The sequence below is a fragment of the Roseateles sp. GW821-FHT09G09 genome, from assembly GCF_059415965.1.
Genome location: NZ_JBWKOG010000014.1, coordinates 53,207 through 71,144 on the forward strand (window position 1 = coordinate 53,207; position 17,938 = coordinate 71,144).

Here is a 17,938-nt window from a genome sequence, read left to right on the forward strand (position 1 = left end):
CCCTTCATCCCATGACAGCGCCGACCTCTCCCGTGACCCGCGACCTGCCCGACTTCCGTTCCCGCGAGGTGCTGCTCGCCCACGCGCGGCACACGATGGACTTCTACCATCCGCGCTGCATCGATCCGAGCGGCGGCTTCTTCCACTGCTTCAAGGACGACGGCAGCGTCTACGACGCGCATCAGCGGCATCTGGTGAGCAGCACGCGCTTCGTGTTCACCTACGCGATGGCCTACCGGCGCTTCGGCGACGCGGCTTACCTGGACGGCGTGCGGCACGGGGTGCGCTTCCTGCGCGAGGCGCATTTCGACGACGCGCTGCGCGGCTACGCCTGGTTGCTGGACTGGCGCGACGGCCAGGCCAAGGTGCTGGACGGCACCCGCCACGCCTACGGCCTGGCCTTCGTGCTGCTGGCCTACGCGCATGCGGCGATGGCCGGCGTGGACGAGGCCCGGCCGCGGATCGCCGAGACCTTCGCGCTGATGGAGGAGCGCTTCTGGGACGAGGCCGCCGGCCTCTACGCCGACGAGGCGAGCCCGCAGTGGCACGTGCTGTCGCCGTACCGCGGCCAGAACGCCAACATGCATGCGTGCGAGGCGCTGCTGGCCGCCTTTGACGCGACCGGCGAGCGGCGCTACCTCGCGCGCGCCGCGCTGCTGGCGCAGCACATCACCCGTCGCCAGGCCGAACGCTGCGGCGGCCTGATCTGGGAACACTACGACGCGCACTGGCAACCGGACTGGCTGTACAACCGGGACGATCCCGCCAATCTGTTCCGTCCCTGGGGCTACCAGCCGGGCCACTTCACCGAGTGGACCAAGCTGCTGCTGCAGCTCGAAGCGCGCGCTGAACACCTCGACCAGGACCTCGGCTGGGTGCTGCCGACCGCGACGAAACTGTTCCTCGTCGCCGTGCGGCGCGGCTGGGACGCCGGGCACGGCGGACTCTGCTATTCGCTGGCGCCGGACCTGAGCATCTGCGACCCCGACAAGTACTTCTGGGTGCAGGCCGAAAGCGCCGCGGCCGCCGCCCGACTGGCCGTGCGCACCGGCGACGACGTCTACTGGGACTGGTACCAGCGCCTGTGGGCCTACAGCTGGACGCACTTCGTCGATCACGCGCACGGCGCGTGGTACCGGATCCTCGACGGCGAGAACCGCAAGTACGGCGACGAGAAGAGTCCGCCCGGCAAGGTCGACTACCACACGATGGGCGCGTGCTACGACATCGTCGACGTGCTGGACGGCGTCGGCATGCGGGGTGTCGATCGAGGAGCCCGCGATGCGTGAAGCGATGTCCGGAGCAATTTCCGGAGCAATGTCCGGAGCAGTGCCCGGGGCGATGTCCGACGCCCCCGCGCTGCTGTGCATCGGCGAAGCGCTGACCGACCTGTTGCAGCAGGCGACGGATCAATGGATCAGCCGCGTCGGCGGCTCGACCTGGAACGTGGCCCGTGCGCTGGCGGCGCTGGGCGCGCGAACGGCCTTCGCCGGCGCGGTGAGCCGCGACCTGTTCGGCGACGAGCTCGTGCGGGCCAGCGCTACCGTCGGCCTGGACACGCGGCTGCTGCAGCAGGTCGAGCGCGCGCCGTTGCTGGCCATCGTCGAGCAGGGCGAGCCGCCGCGCTACTTCTTCGTCGGCGGCGACAGCGCCGACCTGCACTTCGATCCGGACGCGTTGCCCGCTGGATGGTCCGGCGAAGCGCGGCGCGCGCACTTCGGCGGCATCAGCCTGGCGCGCGAGCCGCTGGCCTCGCGGCTCGTCGCGCTGGCGGAGTTGCTGAAGGGGCAGGGCGTGTCCATCAGCTACGACCCCAACTTCCGCAACCTGATGGCGCACGGCTACGAGCCGACGCTGCGCCGCATGTGCGCGCTGGCCGATGTGATCAAGGTCTCCGACGACGACCTGCGCGGCCTGTTCCCCGAACTCGCGCTCGACGACGCGATGTCGCGCTTGCGGACGTTCAACCCGGAGGCGCTGTTCCTGCTGACGCGCGGCGGCGGCGTGGCCTACCTGTCGCGCGGCGACGCGGCCTGCATGGCACGCGCGCCCGCGGTGACCGTCGCCGACACCGTCGGCGCGGGCGACGCCGCGGTCGCCGGCTTGCTGCACAGCCTGCACAGCCAACCGGAGCGCCCGCTGCGCGCGCACCTGCACGCGGCGCTCGCGGCCGGCTCCGCCGCCTGCCTGCAACGCGGCGCCACGCCGCCGGAGGCGACGACCGTGCAACGCCTGTTCGATCAACTCGAATCCAACACCCCCTGAGCCCACAAGAAGGAGACAACGATGACAAAGACAACGCCAAAGACAACGCGCACGACACCCGCCTGGTCCCGCCGCGGCCTGATCGCCACGGCCGCGATGGCGACCCTGGGCGCACTGGCGACGCCGGCGCATGCCGGTGACCTCGAGGTCCTGCACTGGTGGACCAGCGGCGGCGAGGCCAAGGCCATCTCCGGCCTGAAGGACCAGCTGCAGGCCAAGGGCCACAAGTGGAAGGACTTCGCCGTGGCCGGCGGCGCCGGCGACGCGGCGATGACGGTGCTGAAGTCGCGCGCCATCTCGGGCAACGCGCCCACCGCCGCGCAGATCAAGGGGCCGCTGCTGCAGGACTGGGCGGCCGAGGGCATGCTCGCCAACATCGACGACGTCGCCAAGGCCGACCACTGGGACGAGCTGCTGCTGCCGGTCATCAGCAACATCGTCAAGTACAAGGGCCACTACATCGCGGTGCCGGTCAACGTGCACCGCGTCAACTGGCTGTGGATCAACCCCGAGGTGATGCGCAAGGCCGGCGTCAAGCCGCCGACGACCTGGGACGAGTTCTTCGTCGCGGCCGATGCGCTGAAGAAGGCCGGCGTGACGCCGCTGGCGCACGGCGGCCAGTCGTGGCAGGACTTCACCACCTTCGAGACCGTGGTGCTCGGCACCGGCGGCCCCGAGTTCTACCGCAAGGCGCTGATCCAGCTCGATCCCGCGAGCCTGAAGAGCCCGACCATGGAGAAGTCGCTGGCGACCTTCCGCCGCCTGAAGGCCTACACCGACCGCAACGCGCCGGGCCGCGACTGGAACCTCGCCACCGCGATGGTGATGAAGGGCGAGGCCGCCATGCAGATCATGGGCGACTGGGCCAAGGGCGAGTTCCTGGCCGCCGGCAAGACGGCCGGCAAGGACTTCCTGTGCGTGCCCGCGCCCGGCACGGCCAGGTCCTACACCTTCAACGTCGACTCCTTCGCGATGTTCAAGGTCAAGGGCGAGGCCAACCAGCAGGCGCAGCGCGACATGGCCTCGGCCATCCTGTCGCCGTCGGTGCAGGAGTCCTTCAACCTGGAGAAGGGCTCGATCCCGGTGCGCAAGGGCGTGAGCCTGGCGAAGTACGACGACTGCGCCAAGGCCTCGGCCGCGGACTTCGCCGAAGCCGGCAAGGCCAACACGCTGCTGCCCTCCATCGCGCACGGGATGGCGGTCCGGCCCGCCGCGGAAGGCGCGATCAAGGACGTGGTCAGCCAGTTCTGGAACAGCGAGTCCATCACGCCGGCGCAGGCGATGGACCGGCTGGTCACGGCGGCGAAGACGCAGTAAAGGACCGCTTCGGGGGCGAGGCGTTCGCTTCGCTTTCGACGCCGTCTCCGGCGGGCGGAGGGCGAGACTCGTCGCTCCATCCTCCGGAGGCTCCATGGACGAGGCGCTCATCGATACGGCCCGGTCGCACGACCGCGCGGACGTGGACCGCTGGCTGTGGGACGGCTACCGGCGCATCGACGCGATGCCCGATTCGCCGCGGCGCCGGCGCGCGCACATGACCCACGTGCTGGACTGCCAGCGCCGGGTGCTCGCGTTGATGCCCAAGGACGACGACCACACGTCGACCGACGAGCGCGCCCGCCAGCTCGCGCTGATGTCCTACGGCACCGAGCGCTGGCTCGCGCTGCTCGCGCAGGTGCGCCTGCGCCATCGCGACCGCGTGGCGCGTCGCGAGTACGCCGCCGAGCACGCCGGCGATCCGCCGTTCCGCGATGCCGACCACGGCGTGGTCCACGTCGTCGACGTGCTCGACCGCATCGAGGCCTTCGCCGACGTCGAGCCCTACACCGACGCGGGTGTGGGTCGACGCGCCCGCGCCGCGCACGCGCTGCGGCTGCTGGAACCGCGGCGCATCGAGGCCGCGGACCTGCGCTCGCCGCGGGAGGCCGCGCTCATCGGCCAGCGCGGCCTCTTCGCGCGGCACGACATCGCGGCCGGCACCTGCCTGGGCGTGTACGGCGGACAGTTGCTCGACGACGTCGATCTCTTCCTGCTCGACGACGACCGCTACCTGATGTCGGCCTCCGATCCCATCGGCGAGGTCGCCGTCAACGGCGAGAACCTGCTGTCGCTGATGAACACCTTGTTTCTCTTCGACGCCGACGGCCGGCCCGACGGCCATCCGGTGTCCGGCTACAACGTGCGCGGCGAGTCCTTCCGCGTGCGGCTGCGCCATGGCTGGACGGCGCGCATCCACGCGTTCCGCGCGTCGGAGGACATTCCCGTGGGCCGTGAGTTGCGCTGGAACTACGACCTCGGCGGCATCCGCTGACATGACCAAAGTTGCACCACGCGCGCGCACCCGGTCGCGCGGATGCCCCATGAACACGCACATCTCGCCCATCAGTGCCTCAGCACTCTGACATTCTCCTGACAGCTGTGCGGGAATCCGCACGCCTTTCGGGGCCGCGATCGTCACGCCGCCGACATGTGCGCGACAGTCAACGCTGTCAAGGCCTGACCCCCTTCGGGAACGTCCCGAGTTCCCTGGACGTTGTCATGACGCACCCTTAAACTCGCGCCCACTTTCGTGACCCCGTGCTCGTGAAACGCGTGTGCATCGGGGTGCGATGGCGTACGGCGTGCAGGGTCCTGCCGTCGGTGACAGCCATGAAGGGCAAGCTGAAGTGACGAGTCGTTTTCGCTTCGAAGGGTTCGTGCTTGACATGGCCTCGCGCGTCCTCCTGTCGGAGGGCGTGCCCGTGCCGCTCAGCGGCCGGCAGATCGATCTGCTGGGCGTGCTGGTCGCGCATCGTGGCGCGGTGGTGTCCAAGAACGAACTGTTGAATCGGGTCTGGCCCGGCCAGGTCGTGGAAGAGAACAACGCGGCCGTGCACGTGTCGGCGTTGCGCCGCACGCTGGGCCGCGAAGCCATCGCCACGGTGGCCGGGCAGGGCTATCGATTCGCGTTGCCGCTGCGGCACGACGAGGACACGCCCGTCGAGCCGACCGACCGGGCGGTCGAGGCGCCGTCCCCCCTTCCGCGCCCCCGCGCGCTGCCATCGGCGCCGGTCGCGATGCACGGCCGCGGCGCCGACCTGCAGGCGCTGCTGAGCCGGCTGGTGCGGCACCGGCTGGTGACGGTGGTCGGCGCGCCGGGGGTCGGCAAGTCGACGCTCGCGCTGGCCTGCGCGCATGAACGCCGGCATGCGGCCCGCGACGGCGCGGTGTGGGTCGATCTGCTGAACGGCGACGACCCGTCCGATCCCTTGCCGGCCGTCGCGGCGGCGCTGGGACTGGACCCGGGCATCTCGCTGGAGACGCTGCTGGCCCTGCTGCGGCCGATGTCGCTGCTGCTGGTGCTGGACAACGCGGAGATCGCCGGCGCGCGCGCCGCGACCTTCTGCCACGCGGTGCTCGAGAACACGGAGGACGTGGCGCTGATGGTCACCAGCCGCAAGGTGCTGCGCGTGCCGGGCGAGCGGGTGCTGCGCACGCCGCCGCTGTCGGTGCCGCCGGCCGGCGCGGGCGTGGACGAAGCGCTGATGCACGGCAGCGTCGCGCTGTTCGTCGATCAGGTGCGGGCGCAGGGGCAACCCTTCGCGCTCGGCGCGCACAACGTGGCGCAGGTGACGGGACTCTGTCGTCGGCTGGACGGCATTCCGCTGGCGCTGCAACTGGCGGCGGGCCGGCTGGCGATGTTCGGCATCGATCAACTCTGCGAACGCCTCAGCGACCGCTACCGGCTGCTGACGCGCGGCACGCAGGCGGGGCCGCGCCGCCACCAGTCGCTGCGCGCCTGCATGGAGGCGAGCCTGGCGCTGCTGGACGACGTCGAGCAGTTGGTGCTGCGCCGGCTGGAACCCTTCGAAGGCGGCTTCACGCTGGAGATGGCGACGGCCGCCTTGTCGGACCGGCAGCTGGACGCCTGGACCGTGGCGGAGGCGCTCGAGGGACTCGTGGACCATTCGCTGGTCCAGGTCGAGGCCGAGGACCGCCCGCGCTACCGGCTCTTCGACGGCATCCGCGCCTACGGGCTGCTGTTGCTGGAAGAGACCGGCGAGGTCGACATCGCGCGGCGCCAGCATGCGCGCGCGATGAGCCAGCTGTTCGATCGCGCGGAGCGGGCCTTGCAGATGATGCCGGACGCGCGCTGGATCGCGGAGTTCTCGCCCGAGCTCGGCAACGTGCGCGCCGCGCTCGACTGGTGCCTGGAGCACGAGCCGGTCCGGGGCCTGGGGCTGCTCGCGCATTCGCGCGCGCTGTTCGAGCTGCTGTCGCTGGTGCCCGAGTCCGCGTGGCGGCATGCCGCCTACGAGGCCGAGCTGCCGGCCGAGTTGCCGCCCGCGGTGCTGGCGCGTTACTGCATCGATCACGCCGGCCTGCTCGCGCCGCACGATCCGAAGCGTGCGGCGATCTGGTACCGGCGCGGCGTCACGGTGTCCCGCACCGCGGACGATCCGGCGCTGCGTTATCTGGCGCTGTGCCGGCAGGTCGTCGAGGATCGCGAGCTGAGCCAGGCCGCGATGCGTTACGCGATGGGCGAGCTGGTCGCGCTCGCGGGCCGCTGCGAAGGCGCGCATGCGGCGCGGCTGAAACTGTGGGGACTCGCGGCGCGGGCGCACGTGTGGCGCGTGGAGGGGCAGGCGGCCGAGGCCGACGAGGCGATGTGCGCGTCGTTGCAGCTGGCGCAGGAGATCGGCGCGTCGCGATGGGTGCTGGACGACCTGCATCGGCTCATGAACCTGCAGGTCGGGCATGGCGAGCCGCTGCGGTCCGCGGCGCTGGTGCGCCAGTGGGAGGACGCCGCGAGCCGCGCGAGCGGCGTCAACACGGCCAACGGCGAGTTCCTGCAGCGCGTGCTCGGCTGCCTGGCCGCGGTGCTGCTGGCCGAAGGGCGCGTCGAGGAGGCGCGCGAGGTGCTGACGGGCATCGTCTCGCCGAGGTCCTCCCGCGAGCGCCATCCCAATCGCCATCACGAGCGGCCTCTCGAGCCACAGCACGAGTACCAGCACGAGTACCAGCACGAATATCAGCACGAGGCCTTCGATCGCCTGCTGCCCGTCTTCGCCTGGTTGGCGTTCGAGGAAGGGCGCGATCAGGACGCGGCGCGCCTGACCGGGTATGCGGGTCAGGCGTATTCGCCGATCCGTGCGGATCCCGCGCCGCCGTGGGGCAGTCTGGTGCAACGGATGCGCACGCGGCTGGACGGGTTCTCGATGGCGCGGCTGCAGGACGAAGGCCAGCGCTGGGACGAGCCGCGCGCGGTGGTCGCCGCGCTGGCCTGGACGGCGGGCGTGGCCGCCTCGTTCGGCGACTGAGCGCACCGCCCGGGACGCTGGAGCGGGCCACTGAGGCGGGCGAAGCGGCTCGCGGCCGCGCGAAGGGTTCGCGCGGGGACCATGCCCGCACCGGTCCGGCCGTCACGGGTGGGTCATGCGGGCTGTCGAGAGTGGCAGCTGCTCACTGCAGGACCCGCGCCCATGACGATCACCACGCCGCCCGCCGGCTTGCCGCCGCTCACGACGAACACCGGCGCCATTGAACTCGATCGGCTCGATCGCGCGCCGACATCCACGACGCCGGCGTCGCCCGGGTCTCCCGCATCGTCCCGGGACGGTGTCACGCCGCCCCGCAGGATGTCGACCGAGCTCGGCGGCCTGAACGCGCGGCGCAACTCCGACCCGGGGCCGTCGCGCGCCTCTGATGCGACGCTCGCGCCGCGGCGGTCGCTGGAACAGTTGCGCCGTCCCGCCCGGCCGCCCGGCGATGCCTCGCGGCCGGTGGTGGCGTTGACGCGCACCTCGTCGGCAGCCTCCTTGGCGTCGACCGGGTCGACGGCCAACACGACATCCACAGCGTCCATGGCGTCCACGGCGTCCACGACGTCGGGCGGCTCATCGCAGGCGGGCGGCGTCGATCCCGCAGCCCAGCCGCCCACGCACGGCGCGCCGGTGGACACCCATGCGCCCGCGCATGCCGCCGCCGGTGGACACGGCCATGCGCCGCGCGAAGCCGGCGCGGTCTCGTTCTTCCTGATGCAGAACGTGCGTCACGCGCTGCCGGTCGCCGGCGTGCGCACGGTGGTGCAGGGCGTGATCGCGCCGGAGCTCGCACGGGCGGTGGCGTCGCATCCGGACGCCGCGCTGGCGGCGCAGACGGCGTTGACGGCGTACTCGCTGGGGCGTCGCATCGTGTCGCAGATCCACAGCGAGAGCAGCGCGCAGGTCGCCAACCAGGCCTTCGCGGGCGACGCGGCGCAGCGCGACAACAGCCTGCCGCGCCGCCTCTGGCAAGGCGTGCAGTCGGCCGGCATCGCGGGCGGCGACTTCGCCGCGCTGGCGCTGACGATCGCCGCGCGCAGCAACCCGGCGCTGACCGGCGTCGCGCAGGCGGCGGCGGCGATCCAGGTGGTCGCGCATCTGCAGGCGCAGTTCCGGGAGGCCCTGCGTCCCGCGATCAACACGGTGCACGTCGGCAACGGCGATCGCAACGTCCCGCAAGCGCCCGAGGGCCGCAACCTGCGCCCGGCCGACGTCACGTGGGGCATGCGCGGCACCTTCGGCGCCGCGGCGGCCGTGATCGACATGGGCACCCAGCTGCTGATGCAGCGTGCGCTCGGCGGCCAGCCGGCCTGGCAGGCCGCGCGCGGCCTGGCCATCGGCGCGGGCGCCATCGCGGGCGCGGGCAACATGCTCACCTCGTCGGTGGAGGATCATCTCGTCGACACCGCGTCCGCGCGACGCATGCAGCAGACCGATCCGTCGCACGTGCGCCATCTGCATGTCGACCTGCGCAACCCGTTCACCCGCAACGAGCTGGGCCGCCAGGCCGAACGCGCCGACACGCGCGTGTTCAACACGATGGTGCCGGGTCTGATCGCGCTGGGGGTCGTGCAGGCGCTCCAGTCGACGCTGAGTCAACCGGGGGTCAGCGCCGATCAGCGCCAGGCCGCGCAGGCCGGCGTGCATGCGCTGGTCGCGGGCCTGGTGGGCGGCACGCTGCTCGCGCTGACCGTCGCGTCGTATCAGCTCAACGACACGGTGCGCAGCCGCAATGCCTCGCAACGCGCCGCGGCGCAGCGCGCGCAGCCCTGAGGATCCGCTCGCTCCCGCTTGCGGGGACGCCTGTTGATCTTGTTGCCTGCCGAGGCCACTGGCCCTCACCCCCGCCCTCTCCCGCAAGCGGGAGAGGGAGTCCGACCGGCTTCATTCGCGGCGCCGGCTCCCTCTTGCTCGCTCTTGCTCCCTCTCCCGCAAGCGGGAGAGGGCGTCCGACCGGCTTCATTCGTGGCGCCGGCTCCTTCTTGCTCCCTCTCCCGCTTGCGGGAGAGGGTGGGGGTGAGGGCCAGTGGCCGCGGGAGGACCGCAGTCTCTTGTCTCTTCAGACGTCGAGCCGGTACCCCACGCCGTACACCGTCTGGATGCGCGGTACCGGGGCCCCGTCCATCGTGCGCGCCCGCGAACGGGGTCCGCCCGGATTCAGCTTGAGCCGCAGCTTGTAGACATGCTGCTCCAGCGTGCGCTTGCCGATGTCGCTGGAGCGGCCCCAGATCTCGGTCGACAGCGTCTGCATGCTGACCACCCGCCCCAGGTTCTCGAACAGCGTCCAGGCCAGCGCGAACTCGCGCGCCGTCAGGCTGACCTCGCGCGCGCCGGTGGACAGGCTCTGCGTCGACGCGTTGAGCGCATAGGGCCCGGCGCGCAACGAGGTCGCGCGCACCCCGTCCATGCGCGCCTGGATGCGCGCGCGCAGCCGGTGGATCAGCGGGCCGGCACCGTCGGAGATGACCGCGTAATCGTCCGCGCCGCGCTGCAGCGCCCGCGAGATGCCCACCGAGTCGCCCAGTCCGAGCACGACGATGGGCACGCTGCGCCCGGCGTGCATGCGCAACGCGGCCAGCCAGCCGTCGATGTGGGCGTCGTGGTCCTCCAGCAGCACCGCGTCGGCGCCCGGCGTGCGCAAGGCCGCGATCAACGCGCTCAGGTGGGTGTGAGGGGTGGGCTCGTAGCCGGCATCACGCAGCGCAGCGGCCGCGAAGTGTTCCAGCGAGCGGGAAGGGCAGAGGGTGGCGACTTTCACGTGGACCTTGAAAACCGGATGACCTGCGCACTGTCGCCAACGCCGGCGTTTCATGTCCTTTACGGAACATTCATTTTCATTTATGCCCCCTCGTTCAGGGGGTGAAAGCGGTTTCAGGCATGCCAACCAGCGTCGTGATCCGACGCACGTAATCTTCGGTTTCGGGGAAAGGCGGCACGCGCTGGCCGAAGCGCTCCACCGCGCCTTCGCCGGCGTTGTACGCGGCCAGGATCAGGTCCATGCGGCCGTCGTAGCGGTCGTGCAGCGCGCGCAGATGGCGCACGCCGATGTCCACGTTCACGCGCGGGTCGAGCAGGTCCGCGCGCGAATACACGCCGTAACGCGCGGCGGTCGCCGGCATCAGCTGCATCAGGCCCATCGCGCCCTTGGGCGAACGGGCGTCGGCGCGGTAGCGCGACTCCACGAAGATCAGCGCCGAGACCAGGGCCGGATCGAGCCGGTGGCGATTGCTGGCGGCGCGGACCATCGAGGCCATCTCCGCGGGCATGGGCCGCGCGGCGTCGCGCAGGAAGGCGCTCAGGTCGGGCAAGGCGCCGCCCAGGCTGGCAGGCCCTTGGATCAGACGGGCGGCGAAACCCACCCACGGCGGGCTGTCGTCCGAACTGCCGGGCCGCAGCGGCGCCACGGCGACGCGCACCAGCGTGCACTCCTCAGCGAGCCCGGGATGGCGTTCGCGCGGATCCTCGATCAGCAGCCGCGTGCTGCCGTCGATCAAGATGCAGCGGAAGCGGGTCACCTGGTCGGCGGGGCGCTCGTTCGCGGTGCTGAAGCTGGCGGCGCTGGCCACGCTGGTGGCGCCGATCGACTGCGCCATCGCGCCTGTCGCGCCCGCCGCGTGGACGACGAGCGTCGTCGCGGCGAGCGTGCGGCGGAAGGAAACGAACGAACGATCGTTCATGGGGCGCTCCATCGATGACTGCGAAGGGCGCGATGCTGGCCATTGATGGAACAAGCGATGCCTGACGACGCGAAGTGCGCGACGACTGAACGAACGCACGCTTCGTGGGAGGTGGTGGCGATCCAACGCGGAACGCTTGATTCCGCGCTGTGCTCAACAGCAGAAATGACTGCCGAGGCCGCTGGCCCTCACCCCTCCCTCTTCCGCAAGCGGGAGAGGGGGAAAGAGGAGCGAGCCGGACGGACTCCCTCTCCCGCTTGCGGGAGAGGGTGGGGGTGAGGGCCAGCGGCGGTGGAAGTACCACGACCTTCGCATGCCACGCAGCGTCTTCGCATGGTCCCGATGCTGCCGGGCTGGCGGTCCCTATGTTCCGCTCCATCTCATCCACGGAGCCCTGTCATGACCACGCCGATCGCCGCCAATGCCCCGTCCACGCCGGCTGCCGCCACGGGCCCCACCGACCTGCAGCAGATGGAATCGATGATGGCGCAGCGAATGATGATGAGCATGCAGCAGGGTCAGCAGGCGATGAGCAAGTCCATGACCAAGGTGTCGGACCAGATCAAGGCGTCCATGCAGGACGACGAGTAAGCCGAACCCGCTTCCCGCACCGTGATCCTCATGACCCGACGTCCTCGTTCTTCCGGCCGCGCGTTGCGCGTCGGTCGTCTGCCGGTCGCGCTGATGCTCTGCGCGGCGGCGCCGCTCAGCTGGTCGGCGCGTGTCGGCGAGTCGCCTTCATCGACGATCACGACGAGCCCGATGACCACCCCGTCGACGTCGACATCGGGTGCCGGTCCGGCCGCAGGATCCGGGGCGAGTCCGATTGCGGTGCCGCTGGCGGTCCCGCTGGCGGCGCCGCCCGCCAAGACCTTGACGCAGGCACAGACGAGTTCGCCGCCCGCGCCGTCGACCGCACCGGCCGGCGCCTCGTCCGCGAAGTCCGTCCGCTCGGATCGCCTCGCGACGAAGAACGTCTCGCGCCAATGGCGCAGCCCGCGCTTCGTCTACAAGGCCGAAGGCAAGCGGGTGAACGAGGTGCTGCTCGACTTCGCCGCGAGCCAGGGCCTGCCCGCCGTGCTCGCCGAGGGCATCGACGGCATGGTGCAGGCCACCTTCGACACCACGCCCGACAAGTTCCTCGACTCGATGAACCGGGCCTACGGCGTCATCTGGTACCACGACGGCACCGCGCTGTACTTCTACCCGGCGGGCGCCGTGCAGAGCCGGCTCTTCCGGCTCAAGGGCTTCCGCCGCGAGCAGGTCACGGACCTGCTGGACTCGCTGCAGCTGGGCGACGCGCGTTTCCCGCTGCGCTTCAACGCGGCCGAAAGCACATTGCTGGTCTACGGTCCGCCGCGCCACGTCGAGCTGATCGCCGCGGCGATCGAGTCGCTCGACGTCGGCGCGATGGAGCGCAACCGCAAGGCGGTGCGCGTGGTGCCGCTGCGCTTCGCCTCCGCCGGCGATCGCACGTTCGGCCAGACGCGCATCCGCGGCGTCGCCTCCGTGCTCACCTCGCTCTACAGCGGCAACGCCAGCGGCGCGCAAGGCGAGGAAGACACGCCGTCGATGGCGGAGGTCCATCCCGGCAAGCTGACCGCGTTGCAGGGCGTCATGGGCCGTGACACGCGGCTGGCCGACATCATGGCGCGCAAGCCCAACCAGGTCACCGCGGGACAGTCCGCCAAGTCGGGCGCCGGCGCGGCGTCGCAAGGCAGCGCCCGCGGCCTGCAGAGCCCGGTCGACGACGATGCGCCACCGATCTTCCAGGCCGACGAAGGCACCAACACCGTCATCATCCATGGCCGCCCGCAGCGCATGGACGAGTACGTCGAGCTGATCCGCCGCCTGGACGTGCAGCCGGTGCTCGTGGAGCTCGAAGCCACCATCATCGACGTCAGCAGCGACAGCATCGATGCCCTGGGCATCGACTGGAGCGTGCGCGGCAGCAAGGGCAGCTTCGGCGCCACGCAGCCGCCCGGCAGCAACAGCGCCGGCACCTTCACGCTGAGCACGCTGTGGTCCAACGCCGGGCGCGAGCTGATGGCGCGCATCGACGCGCTCAGCGCGCGCGGCAAGGCCCGCGTCATCGCCAAGCCCAAGGTGCTGGGCGTGGCCAACCGGCCCGCGATCATGCGCGAGAAGCGCGTCGTCACCGTCAAGGTCGCCGGCAACCTCGAGGCCAACCTCTTCCAGGTCGAGGCCGGCACGCTGCTGCAGGTCACGCCGCAGATCACCTCGGTGCCCGACAACGGCGGCGTGTCGCGCCGCATCAAGCTCTCGCTCTACATCGAGGACGGCAGCTTCGAGGACCGCGTCGTCGACACGGTGCCCATCGTCAAGCGCACCGAGATCATGACCGAGGCCCACGTGGGCGAGGGCGAGAGCCTGCTCATCGGCGGCATCACCACGACCAGCCAGTCCACGCAGCGCGACGAGGTGCCGGTGCTCGGCCGCGTGCCGCTGCTCGGCGGCCTGTTCCGTCACACCAACCAGAGCGCCGGCCAGACCGAGCGGCTGTTCCTCATCTCGCCGCGGATCATCCGTGAGCCCACCTTCCCGGCGGGTCCCTACGGCGCCGCGACCGCGGGCGCGATGGCCTTGACGGCGGACGGCCGTGCGCCGCAAACCCCGTCGCCATCGGGCCTGTCGCAGCCCGCGTCGCAGGCAGCGACGACGCCGTCGATGCCGCCGGCGACGGAGCCGCGCGCGCCGTCCTCGACGCCTGAATCCTTCCTGCAGGGCGGCGGCGGCTGAGCCGCCTCGCCACCCGCGGGCCACCACGAAGCGACAGAGAAGTTCGGGATTCGCAAACCATGAAGCAGCTTCGCATCCTCACAGGCTTGCATGCCGGGGTCCAGCTACGGTTGACCCGTCGGCAGTACCGCATCGCCAGCGATGAGGACGCCGACCTCCAGATCAGCGACTGGGCCCACGCCCCGCTGCTCCTGACGTTCGAGGAAGAAGGCTCCGACGTGTCTCCCGCGCTCCACCTCATCGCCGACGACGGAACGCCCGCCAGGACGACGGCGGGAGCGCTGGGCCTGCTGGAGGACTTCCTGCCGCGGCGCTTCGGCGACATCGTGCTCTGCGCCGGCCCCGACGCGGCGCCCGATGCCGCCGCCTGGCCCAGCGACATGGCGCTGATGGACGCGCTGATGCGCCCCGTCGCGAAGATCAAGGCGACCGCCGCCGCCACGGCAGCCGTCGGCGCGCAGGCAGCGCCGCGCGCGAAGGCGGCGATCGGCCTGAAGCTGAGCGCGCTGGTCGCCGCCGCGGCGCTGATCGCGGGACTCGCGTCGGTGCTCAGCACGCAGACCGCCGCCTCCACCACACCGCCGGCCAGTCCGATGGAACAGGCCCTGCAGGCGCTCCGCCAGGCCGGCGTCGAAGGACTGACCGTGCGGCGCGTCGATCGCCGGCTGGTGGTCGAGGGCCTGCTGCCCGGCAGCGCCGAGATGGCCCGCGCCCGCGCCGCGCTGCAGCCCTTCGGCGAGGGTCAGCTGCTGCACCGCTACGCCTCCGCCAGCGACATCGTGCGCCAGATCGGCGATGCGCTGAACCGGCCCGGCGTGCGCGTCGTCCACCGCGGCCAGGGCGTCTTCGCCGTCGAAGGCCAGGCGGCCGATCCCGCGGAACTGCAGGACGAGGTCCGCCGCATCGCCGGCGACATCGGCCCGCTGGTGCGTCGCATCGACGTCGCCGTCGAGCAGACGCTGCCCACGGCGCGCGTGCGCGTCGGCTCGATGCTGGCCGGCGACGACGGCCTGCAGTACGTGCAGACGGCCGACGGCACGAAGCACCTTTCGCTCCGGACTCCCGTGGACGACGGCACCGCCGCCGCCGGGGATCCGTCTTCCTCATCCCCCACCGGAGAACCGTGATGGACAACCCCTTGGAACAGACCGTGTTCGCGGATCTCGCGCACATCGAGAAGACCCTGACCGACGACCTCAGCGGTGAGCGCACCCGCGCGATGCTGAGCTACTTCGACCAGGTCGCGCAGAGCACCGAGGCCCACCTGCAGACGCCGCTGGCCGATGCCGAACGCCAGCTGAGCTCGCAGCTCATCGAAGGCTTCCGCGCCTCGCAGCGCATCGTGCGGCACGTGTGGGAGACGATCCACACCGCCTCGCTGCCCGCCTGAGTGCACAAGGAGCGCCCCATGTCCGCGTTGCCCATTGATGCCTCGACCCTGGACGCCGCCGTCGCCGCCGGCGCGACCGCCAGCTACCCGCTGGTCTACCGCAACCTCATGGCGGTGGGGCTGCTGGGCGCCGTGTACCGCGCCCGCGACGACGCCGCCACGGTCAGCGCCGCGGTGGAACTGACGATGGCCGACCCGTCGCCGTTCCGCATCTGCCGCGCCATCGCGCACAGCATCGGCGGCGACGCCGAATACGCGTCGGCCACGCTGGTGCAGCACGTCGAGGACCACCCGCAGGACGAGGGCGCGAAGGTCGCGCTGGCCACGGCCTTCCTGCTGGCGCGCGACGCCCGCTGGAAGGGCGTGCTGGACGAGGTGCTGGCCACCAGCGCCGACCACAACGTGCGCCAGGCCGCGAACGGCGTGCTCGAGTACGCCGCGACCTTGCAGTGACGACCGCCGACCCCCGACCGCCGATTGACGTCGGCCGGCCCGCCTGACGCGGGCCGACCGATCCCCCCGATCCGATGGGACGACGGACTCGTCCCACGGTTCACCGGTGCCTCGCGCACCTTCATTCCGGAAGTGATCTTCCGACCATCAGGAGAGAGCCATGAGTGTCAACAATACCAGCGCACAAGGTGCAGGTGCTTCCGCCGACATGCAGCAGATGATGGGCGAGATGCGCTCGCAGAACGCCGAACAGATGCGCAACAACCTGGAGATGGGCCGCATGAGCCAGCAGGCTTCCATGTCGGAAGCGCTGGGCAAGAAGTTCAAGGCTTCCGGCGACAGCGTCAAAGGCCTGGTCTGACGCCGCGGCGACCGCGCCGGCCCGTTCCGGGTCCGGCGCGGTCGCTCCGTGCCCCGCAAGGAGAACCCCATGTCCCTGTCCCTTCCGGGCGCGCCGATGGCTCAGGCCCAGTCGGCCGAGGCCTCCGCGTCATCGCAGATGTTCATGGACGAACTCAAGGCCCAGAGCAAGCAGACCGTCGCCAACAACCTGGCGATGGGCCGCATGAGCCAGCAGGCCGCCATGTCGGAAGCGCTGGGCAAGAAGTTCAAGGCCGGCGGCGACAGCGTCAAGGGACTGGTGTGACCCGCGCTGCGCGCACGACGCGTCACCGCATCCAACCTCTGTCGGAGCGAATCACATGAGCATTCAACTTCTCCAACAATCGCCGCTGAGCATGCTGCAGGGGGCGCAGAGTCCCCTGGCCGGCATCCAGCAGGCGTTGCAAGGACTTCAACAAGGTCTGCAAGGACTGACCCAGCTGCTGCGGCCGCTGGAACAGCTGATGCAGAACCCGATCCAGGCCGCGATGAGCGGCGCCGGCCAGGCCATCGGCCAGGCCATCGGCCAGATGGGCCAGCTGGCGAATTCGCCGCTGGGCGGACTGGGCCAGGCGCTGGGCGGCATCGGCCAGAGCCTCGGCGGCATCGGCCAGGCGCTCGGCGGCCTGACGCAAGGGCTGAACGCCCTGGGCGGCCAGGGCGGCGGCGCGGCCAACCCGCTGGGCGCTGCGCTCGGCGCGCTGGGCGGCCTGTCGCAGGGCCTCAACGGCCTGAACCAGGCCTTGGGCGGTCTCGGTCAGGCGGCAGGCGGGCTGGGGCAGATCGGCCAGGGCGGCCTGGGGGGCCTGGGCGGAGCCAACCAGCTGCTGGGCGGCCTGAGCCAGGCCATCGGCGGACTGAGCAGCGCGCTCGGCGCGGCGGGCTCGCTGGTCGGCGCGGGTGCCGGCGGCGCGGGCGGTGCCGCACCGCTGGGCGGGTCGATCAGCCCGCAGGGCGAGACCGGTCCGATGGACGGCAACCGCGCGGAACGCGCGCTGTTCAAGGCCATGACCGATTCCGGCATGAAGATGATCAGCGGCAAGGAACTGGACGACGCCGCCAACGGCATCTGCCCGAAGGGCATGCGTCCCCAGGACTTCACGCCCGAGTTCCAGCAGGCCGCGAAGTTCCTGCGCAGCGAAGCCGGCGAGAAGAAGATGGGTCAGCTGGACACGGCCGACCGCGACAACGCGCTCGGCAAGCTGGGCCTCGCCTTGAAGGACAAGGGCGGCGACGACAAGATCGGCATCGGCGACCTGACCGCTTCCATCCAGAAGCAGGGTCTGAACGCCGACCAGCATTCGACGATCTCGACGTTGAAGAACAACTTCGACGCGCTGTCCAAGGACGGCAAGACCTTCGACCTGGACACGATGAAGGACGTCGCCCAGGGCAAGCAGATGCCCAACGGCATCCTGCCGTCGTTCGAGCTGCAGCAGGCCGCCCAGAAGTTCGTGCAGGACTCCGCCCTCAACAAGGGCACGGACGTCGCGCTGCAAACCTCTCAAGGCAAGTTCGACCAGCAAGGCGACAACAAGTACAGCATGGCTGACTTGGAGAAGACGCTGAAGCGAGGCTGATTCCGGCCCGGTCCCCGACCCGGTCCCCGGACGGCATGCCGCGCCGGGGACCGTCTCCAGACCCTCGGACCTTTTGATTCTCGGACCCTCTGACCCTCTGACCCCTTTCCCACGGCCCAACCCCCCAGC

The 17,938-nt window shown here is 71.0% G+C and carries 17 protein-coding genes; 14 read left to right on the forward strand and 3 right to left on the reverse strand.

Annotated elements, in window-relative coordinates:
- The first annotated feature begins 11 nt into the window (after positions 1–11).
- The 5 genes from AC07O8_RS26320 (at position 12) to AC07O8_RS26340 (ending at position 7,565) form a co-directional block, all read left to right on the forward strand.
- Positions 12–1,289 (forward strand): AGE family epimerase/isomerase, encoded by a 1,278-nt coding sequence (locus AC07O8_RS26320; RefSeq protein WP_495050886.1) that lies wholly within the window; start codon positions 12–14, stop codon positions 1,287–1,289.
- A 52-nt stretch (positions 1,290–1,341) separates the two neighbouring features.
- Entirely contained in the window at positions 1,342–2,265 is a 924-nt protein-coding gene (locus tag AC07O8_RS26325; RefSeq protein WP_495050887.1) for a carbohydrate kinase family protein, read from the forward strand.
- A gap of 21 nt (positions 2,266–2,286) precedes the next feature.
- Positions 2,287–3,582, forward strand: a complete 1,296-nt coding sequence (locus AC07O8_RS26330) for an ABC transporter substrate-binding protein (RefSeq protein WP_495050888.1) — start codon at positions 2,287–2,289, stop codon at positions 3,580–3,582.
- 94 nt (positions 3,583–3,676) lie between these two features.
- Positions 3,677–4,576: a hypothetical protein gene (locus AC07O8_RS26335; RefSeq protein ID WP_495050889.1), complete on the forward strand. Its 900-nt coding sequence runs from the start codon at positions 3,677–3,679 to the stop codon at positions 4,574–4,576.
- Between the two features lie 394 nt (positions 4,577–4,970).
- A complete protein-coding gene (locus tag AC07O8_RS26340) occupies positions 4,971–7,565 on the forward strand; it encodes an ATP-binding protein (RefSeq protein WP_495050890.1) in 2,595 nt (864 codons plus the stop codon).
- A gap of 113 nt (positions 7,566–7,678) precedes the next feature.
- Here AC07O8_RS26340 and AC07O8_RS26345 read toward each other — a convergent pair whose 3' ends face one another.
- Positions 7,679–8,119, reverse strand: coding sequence for a hypothetical protein (locus tag AC07O8_RS26345; protein ID WP_495050891.1), 441 nt, complete (start codon positions 8,117–8,119; stop codon positions 7,679–7,681).
- Between AC07O8_RS26345 and AC07O8_RS26350 the strand changes: the two genes are divergently transcribed.
- Positions 8,109–9,341, forward strand: a complete 1,233-nt coding sequence (locus tag AC07O8_RS26350; RefSeq protein WP_495050892.1) for a hypothetical protein — start codon at positions 8,109–8,111, stop codon at positions 9,339–9,341. The genes AC07O8_RS26345 and AC07O8_RS26350 overlap by 11 nt on opposite strands.
- Before the next feature lie 286 nt (positions 9,342–9,627).
- Here the strand turns inward: AC07O8_RS26350 and AC07O8_RS26355 are convergent, their stop codons facing one another.
- On the reverse strand, positions 9,628–10,326 hold the full coding sequence (locus AC07O8_RS26355; protein ID WP_495050893.1) for a response regulator transcription factor: 699 nt from the start codon (positions 10,324–10,326) through the stop codon (positions 9,628–9,630).
- Between the two features lie 94 nt (positions 10,327–10,420).
- Positions 10,421–11,245 (reverse strand): lytic transglycosylase domain-containing protein, encoded by an 825-nt coding sequence (locus AC07O8_RS26360; RefSeq protein WP_495050894.1) that lies wholly within the window; start codon positions 11,243–11,245, stop codon positions 10,421–10,423.
- Positions 11,246–11,644: 399 nt separating this feature from the next.
- On the opposite strand from AC07O8_RS26360, the gene AC07O8_RS26365 reads away from it, so the two are divergent.
- The 8 genes from AC07O8_RS26365 (at position 11,645) to AC07O8_RS26400 (ending at position 17,809) form a co-directional block, all read left to right on the forward strand.
- Positions 11,645–11,836: a hypothetical protein gene (locus AC07O8_RS26365; RefSeq protein ID WP_495050895.1), complete on the forward strand. Its 192-nt coding sequence runs from the start codon at positions 11,645–11,647 to the stop codon at positions 11,834–11,836.
- Between the two features lie 30 nt (positions 11,837–11,866).
- Positions 11,867–14,005: a type III secretion system outer membrane ring subunit SctC gene (gene sctC / locus AC07O8_RS26370; RefSeq protein WP_495050896.1), complete on the forward strand. Its 2,139-nt coding sequence runs from the start codon at positions 11,867–11,869 to the stop codon at positions 14,003–14,005.
- Positions 14,006–14,064: 59 nt separating this feature from the next.
- A complete protein-coding gene (locus tag AC07O8_RS26375) occupies positions 14,065–15,132 on the forward strand; it encodes a hypothetical protein (protein WP_495050897.1) in 1,068 nt (355 codons plus the stop codon).
- Positions 15,132–15,395: a hypothetical protein gene (locus AC07O8_RS26380; RefSeq protein WP_297524110.1), complete on the forward strand. Its 264-nt coding sequence runs from the start codon at positions 15,132–15,134 to the stop codon at positions 15,393–15,395. Before AC07O8_RS26375 ends, AC07O8_RS26380 begins: the two co-directional genes overlap by 1 nt.
- Positions 15,396–15,413: 18 nt before the next feature.
- The gene (locus AC07O8_RS26385; protein WP_495050898.1) at positions 15,414–15,848 is read left to right on the forward strand and encodes a hypothetical protein; all 435 of its coding nucleotides are present in this window, start codon (positions 15,414–15,416) and stop codon (positions 15,846–15,848) included.
- 160 nt (positions 15,849–16,008) lie between these two features.
- The gene (locus tag AC07O8_RS26390) at positions 16,009–16,209 is read left to right on the forward strand and encodes a hypothetical protein (protein WP_495050899.1); all 201 of its coding nucleotides are present in this window, start codon (positions 16,009–16,011) and stop codon (positions 16,207–16,209) included.
- 69 nt (positions 16,210–16,278) lie between these two features.
- Positions 16,279–16,494: a hypothetical protein gene (locus AC07O8_RS26395; RefSeq protein WP_297524107.1), complete on the forward strand. Its 216-nt coding sequence runs from the start codon at positions 16,279–16,281 to the stop codon at positions 16,492–16,494.
- A 55-nt stretch (positions 16,495–16,549) separates the two neighbouring features.
- Positions 16,550–17,809: a hypothetical protein gene (locus AC07O8_RS26400; RefSeq protein WP_495050900.1), complete on the forward strand. Its 1,260-nt coding sequence runs from the start codon at positions 16,550–16,552 to the stop codon at positions 17,807–17,809.
- Positions 17,810–17,938: the final 129 nt, after the last annotated feature.

What these genes read in the sequence shown, in the direction of transcription:
- AC07O8_RS26320 (WP_495050886.1), top strand. Translation starts at nt 12, where the DNA reads ATGACAGCGCCGACCTCTCCCGTGACCCGCGACCTGCCCGACTTCCGT.
- AC07O8_RS26325 (WP_495050887.1), top strand. Translation starts at nt 1,342, where the DNA reads ATGTCCGACGCCCCCGCGCTGCTGTGCATCGGCGAAGCGCTGACCGAC.
- AC07O8_RS26330 (WP_495050888.1), top strand. Translation starts at nt 2,287, where the DNA reads ATGACAAAGACAACGCCAAAGACAACGCGCACGACACCCGCCTGGTCC.
- AC07O8_RS26335 (WP_495050889.1), top strand. Translation starts at nt 3,677, where the DNA reads ATGGACGAGGCGCTCATCGATACGGCCCGGTCGCACGACCGCGCGGAC.
- AC07O8_RS26340 (WP_495050890.1), top strand. Translation starts at nt 4,971, where the DNA reads ATGGCCTCGCGCGTCCTCCTGTCGGAGGGCGTGCCCGTGCCGCTCAGC.
- AC07O8_RS26350 (WP_495050892.1), top strand. Translation starts at nt 8,109, where the DNA reads ATGGCGTCCACGGCGTCCACGACGTCGGGCGGCTCATCGCAGGCGGGC.
- AC07O8_RS26360 (WP_495050894.1), bottom strand. Translation starts at nt 11,245, where the DNA reads ATGAACGATCGTTCGTTCGTTTCCTTCCGCCGCACGCTCGCCGCGACG.
- AC07O8_RS26365 (WP_495050895.1), top strand. Translation starts at nt 11,645, where the DNA reads ATGACCACGCCGATCGCCGCCAATGCCCCGTCCACGCCGGCTGCCGCC.
- sctC (WP_495050896.1), top strand. Translation starts at nt 11,867, where the DNA reads ATGACCCGACGTCCTCGTTCTTCCGGCCGCGCGTTGCGCGTCGGTCGT.
- AC07O8_RS26375 (WP_495050897.1), top strand. Translation starts at nt 14,065, where the DNA reads ATGAAGCAGCTTCGCATCCTCACAGGCTTGCATGCCGGGGTCCAGCTA.
- AC07O8_RS26380 (WP_297524110.1), top strand. Translation starts at nt 15,132, where the DNA reads ATGGACAACCCCTTGGAACAGACCGTGTTCGCGGATCTCGCGCACATC.
- AC07O8_RS26385 (WP_495050898.1), top strand. Translation starts at nt 15,414, where the DNA reads ATGTCCGCGTTGCCCATTGATGCCTCGACCCTGGACGCCGCCGTCGCC.
- AC07O8_RS26390 (WP_495050899.1), top strand. Translation starts at nt 16,009, where the DNA reads ATGAGTGTCAACAATACCAGCGCACAAGGTGCAGGTGCTTCCGCCGAC.
- AC07O8_RS26395 (WP_297524107.1), top strand. Translation starts at nt 16,279, where the DNA reads ATGTCCCTGTCCCTTCCGGGCGCGCCGATGGCTCAGGCCCAGTCGGCC.
- AC07O8_RS26400 (WP_495050900.1), top strand. Translation starts at nt 16,550, where the DNA reads ATGAGCATTCAACTTCTCCAACAATCGCCGCTGAGCATGCTGCAGGGG.